Raw genomic sequence first — 5,058 nt, 5'->3', positions numbered from 1 at the left:
CACCAACACCAACACCAACACCAACGCCAACGCCAACGCCAACGCCAACGCCAACCCCCACGGCTTGCCGCCCGGACGGCCTGATTTCGGCCGTGCCGAATGTGCCGTATTGCAAGGTATATGACGCGAATGGGCGCGAAGTGCTGGGCAATGGCTTGAACCGGCGCATCGTCGGCTATTTTGCCAGCTGGCGCACGGGCGTCGATGGCAGCCCGACTTACCTGGTGAATAACTTGCCTTGGGACAAGATCACCCACCTGAACTACGCGTTCGCCTCCGTCGACCCGGCCACGTCGAAAATCGCCATCGGCAGCGGCGCGGCCAATCCGGACACGGGCCTGACGTGGCCCAACGTGCCGGCTGCGGCCATGGATCCGTCCTTGCCGTACAAGGGCCATTTCAACTTGCTGGCGCAATACAAGAAGAAGTATCCAGGCGTGAAACTGATGATTTCCGTGGGCGGCTGGGCCGGCAGCGGCGGCTTTTACACGGCCACGACGAATGCGGACGGCAGCATCAATACGGCCGGCATCAATACCCTGGCCGACTCGATGGTGGCGTTCGTGCGCCAGTACAACTTCTTCGATGGCGTCGATGTCGATTACGAACACCCGACCACCAACAACGAGGCGGGCAATCCGAACGACTTCGCCGTGTCGAAACCGCGCCTGGCCGGCTTGATGACGAGCTACAACGTGCTGCTGAAGGTGCTGCGCCAGAAGCTCGACGAAGCGGCCGTGCAGGACAATAAATACTATCTGCTGACCATTGCCGGCTCCGCCTCGGGCTGGGTCTTGCGCGGCGAGGAAAATATGTCGGGATTGAAATATCTCGATTACGCCAGCCTGATGTCGTACGACTTGCACGGCGCGTGGAACCAGTACGTGGGCCCGAACGCGGCGCTGTTTGACGACGGCAACGATGGTGAATTGCGTGCCGGCAATGCCTACCAGTACCAGAACATCGGCTACCTGAACACGGACTGGGCCTACCGCTACTACCGGGGCGCCATGCAGGCGGGACGCATCAATATCGGCGTGCCGTTCTACACGCGGGGCTGGAAGGATGTGACGGGCGGCACCAATGGCCTGTGGGGCACGACGCCGCTGATCAGCTCCACGGTCACTTGCGCCGGCACCAAGACATGCGGCACGGGCGCGACCGGCATCGACAACGTGTGGTACGACCTCGATTCGCAAGGCAAGCCGACGCCGGGCGGCGGCAACCCCATCTGGCATGCGCTGAACTTGCAAAACGGCATCGTTCCAAGCTACCTGGACGCCTATAAAGTCACGGACAAGGCGCTGGTGGGCACGTATGTGCCGTACTACAGCAGTACCATGGTGGCGCCGTGGCTGTGGAATGCGACCAAAAAAGTGTTCATTTCCACGGAAACCACGCAATCGATCGCGGCCAAGGCCCAGTACATCGTCAACAACAATATCGGCGGCGTGATGATCTGGGAAATGGCGGGCGACTATGCCTGGGATGCCACGCGCAACGGCGGCAAGGGCGAGTATTTCATGGGCACCACCCTGACGGACGTGCTGTACCAGGCTTTCCGCACGGCTGGCGCGTATGGCAACAAACGCGCCGAAATCGCCATGCCGGGCACGGCGGCCAACGTCAGCATCACCCTGGGTGGCTGGAAGCTGGGCGACAACAACTTCCCCATCAATCCCGTGATGACGGTGAAGAACAACACCACGTCGACCTTGCCGGGCGGCACCGTGGTGGAGTTCGACTATCCCGTGTCGGCGCCGTCGGACATGAGCGACCAGTCCGGCTTCGGCTTGACGGTGATCAATGCCGGCTACACGGGGCCGAACAATATCGGCGGCTTCACGAAGAACTACAACCGGGCCCGTTTCGCGATTCCCGCCTGGCAATCGCTGGCGCCGGGCGGCTCCGTGGCGCTGACCCTGAACTACCGCTTGCCGATCTCGGGACCGGCCAATTACACGGTCACCGTGGGCGGCACCAAGTATGCGCTGACGCAAGAGTATCCGGAATTGCCGGTGGCGCTGCCGTAAAGTTGTTGATGTCGTAAAGTAAAAAGGGCGGAACCGAGGTTCCGCCCTTTTTTAATTGCGGCCGTTAAGCTGGCTTAGAACCAGGTTTCCACTTGGAAACCGTACGAGGTGCCGCTGGTATTGTTGTTGTAGATCGGGCCGCCGTTGTTCGACGCATTGACCGAGGCGGTGGCCGCATCGTTCCATTTGCCGTAGGTCACGAAAGCGCGCAGTTCAGGACGCGACCACAGGCCAGGGCCGGCCGAGATCGTCGGGGCGATGGTCAGCTTGGTCAGGCGCTTGGCCGGCAGGCCGCCCGCTTGCGTCACGCGGTCCGTGCCCAGTTCGCCCACCAGCTTGAAGTTGTTGGTGAACGCGTACACAGGACGCACGCCGACCGAGGTCCAGGTCGAGGAACCGTTGGCGTTCGACTCATCTTTTTGCCACAGGGCGACGAATTCCATGCCGAAGTTGGCCATCGGCTGGATCGCCATGTCATTGAAGATGCGCGTGCGTTTCACGTCCGAACCCAGACCGGTGTCGCCCGAAGCGCCGAACTGCGCGCCCTGGCCCGTGCCGGGACCGACGCCGTACTGCACGCCGAAGGTGTTGCCGCCGCCAAACACTTTACCTTGACGGTGGAATGCCGACAGTTGCCAGCCGTTGTGTTTCTTGCCGTAGACGTCGTTGTCCTTGCCTTCGCCGATGATGTAGGTGGCGGCCAGGTCCAGGGTGCCGTTTTCATTGACGGGAATCTCGCCGTAGATGAAGTTCTGGCGCACGGCCGAGGTAGTGCCGAGGATGGCGCCATTGTCGTCGCGCTTGTTGAGATCGCGGTCCTTGAAGAAGGCGTACGAGAATTTACCGGGGCCGGCAGGAATGCGGTCCAGACCGGCGCCCGTGCCGTTCATGTTGATGTACTGCAAATCCAGCATGTGGATGTCAGGACGGTAGTAGAAGCGTTTGCCGATCCAGGCCGTGCCGCCGTTCAGGAAATCGAGTCCCTGCGCTTCGACGTAGGCCTTGACGATGCCCAGCTTGTTATCGCCGAAATCCGAATTCGGCGCATAGGCGTTGACCCAGATGGTGGCCAGGTAGTTCACGCCGCCGGACTGGGCGACGGACTTGGTGTAGCCGAATTCCGTGTAGGCATCGCACTCATTGCCCAGACGGTACTTCATGGTATTGCCGCCCAGGCCGAAGCAGCCTTGCGAACCGCCGTCGCCCGACGTATTGCTGCCGGCGCCGGCGCGCAGGTAGCCGTGGAAGCCTTCGGAGTCGGATGGGTACATGGGGTCGGCCATGGCGGAAGCGCTGGCGATGGCCAGGAGCAGGGCAGGTAAGGTTTTCAATGCAGTGCGATTCATGCGGTCTCCAGAAGAATGTAGGTGGTAGCGCTGGCGCCCCGGAAGGACGGCCACCGCACACGGTCTAATGCCGAAAACCAAGTCTAGCAGCGCTTTTTTAACCAGACCGATACAAAACGTACAAGTGACGATACTTTCTTTCAAAGTGTTGTTTTTACTCAATATCGATACTCTCGCGCATAGTGGCGCTGCAAAAGAGTATCGAATTGCGGTTTTGGAGTATCAGAAAGTATCAAAGCCCGGTGCTACATTGTGGTCGTGGTGCCAACAAGCGGCATTGCCAACGACAAAAAACACTGGAGACACACAATGAAACGTACCGCCATTGCCGCGCTGTGCGCCGGCGCGCTCTGCCTCAGCTCGTCCGCCTCGGCCGCAACCGACCTCGTCATCGCCACCGTCAACAACGGCCACATGATCGAAATGCAAAAGCTCAGCAAGTTCTTCGAGCAAGCCAATCCCGACATCAAGCTCAAATGGGTGACCCTGGAAGAGGGCGTCTTGCGCCAGCGCATGACCACCGATATCGCCACCAAGGGCGGCCAGTTCGACGTGATGACCATCGGCCTGTATGAAACGCCCATCTGGGGCAAGAAAAACTGGTTGATCCCCATCAAGCCGGACGCCAAGTACGATATCGACGACCTGCTGCCCGCCATCCGCGAGGGACTGTCCGGCGACGGCAAGCTGTACGCGTCGCCGTTCTATGGCGAAAGCTCGATGATCATGTACCGCAGCGACCTGGTCAAAAAGGCGGGCGTGACGATCGAAGACCGCCCCAGCTGGAACCAGCTGCGCGACGTGGCGGCCAAGCTGCACGACCCGGCCAACGGCGTGTACGGCATCTGCCTGCGCGGCAAGCCGGGCTGGGGCGACAACATGGCGCTGATCACCACCATGGCCAACTCCTACGGCGGCCAGCTGTTCGACATGCAATGGAAGCCGCAATTTACCAGCAAGCCGTGGAAGGACGCGGTCACCATGTATGTCGACCTGATGAAGAAATACGGCCCGCCAGGCGCGGCCGCCAACAGCTTCAATGAAAACCTGGCGTTGTTCAACCAGGGCAAGTGCGGCATCTGGATCGACGCGACGATCGCCGCCTCCTTCATCACGGACCCGAAACAGAGCAAGGTGGCCGACAAGGTGGCGTTTGCCCAGTCGCCCGTCGGCGTGACGGAGCGGGGCGCCAACTGGCTGTGGATCTGGTCGCTGGCCATCCCGTCGAGCTCGAAACACCCGAACGAAGCGCAGCGCTTCATCAACTGGGCCACCTCGCCCGATTACGTGAAACTGGTTGCCAAGGAAACCAGCTGGGCCAATGTGCCGACGGGCACGCGCAAGTCCACGTATGCCAGCCCCGAGTTCCAGAAAGTGGCGAAATTTGCCGCCGCCGAAGGCAAGGCCCTGGCCACCACGCGCGCCGTGCAAAGCACCTTGCCGCCGTCGCCTTACGTGGGCGTGCAATTCGCGTCGATCCCGGAGTTCCAGGTGATCGGCGTGGCAGCCGGCCAGCAGATGGCGGCAGCGCTGCTGGGCAAGGTGACGGTGGAGCAGGCGCTGGAATTGTCGCAGCAGACGGCGGAACGTGAAATGCGTAAGGGCGGGTACTACAAGTAAGACTGCTGCATAGTTTGCGTACCCCAACGGCATAAATCTGGGGTCGGACCCTGAGGGTC

At 61.0% G+C, this 5,058-nt stretch carries 3 protein-coding genes; 2 read left to right on the top strand and 1 reads right to left on the bottom strand.

Features of this window, described 5'->3' with window-relative positions; genetic code table 11:
* The coding region (locus AC07X6_RS24960) for a chitinase C-terminal domain-containing protein (RefSeq protein ID WP_494792732.1) at positions 1-2,033 on the top strand (2,033 nt) is incomplete at its 5' end.
* Between the two features lie 74 nt (positions 2,034-2,107).
* Here the strand turns inward: AC07X6_RS24960 and AC07X6_RS24955 are convergent.
* A complete protein-coding gene (locus AC07X6_RS24955) occupies positions 2,108-3,379 on the bottom strand; it encodes a maltoporin (protein WP_494792731.1) in 1,272 nt (423 codons plus the stop codon).
* 309 nt (positions 3,380-3,688) lie between these two features.
* Between AC07X6_RS24955 and AC07X6_RS24950 the strand changes: the two genes are divergently transcribed.
* On the top strand, positions 3,689-4,999 hold the full coding sequence (locus tag AC07X6_RS24950; protein WP_230542262.1) for an ABC transporter substrate-binding protein: 1,311 nt from the start codon (positions 3,689-3,691) through the stop codon (positions 4,997-4,999).
* Positions 5,000-5,058 lie beyond the last annotated feature (59 nt).

Source organism: Janthinobacterium sp. GW460-12-1-14-LB5 (genome assembly GCF_059423585.1).
Note: the sequence above shows the minus strand (reverse complement) of the source record. Positions and strands in the feature narration are given on the sequence as shown.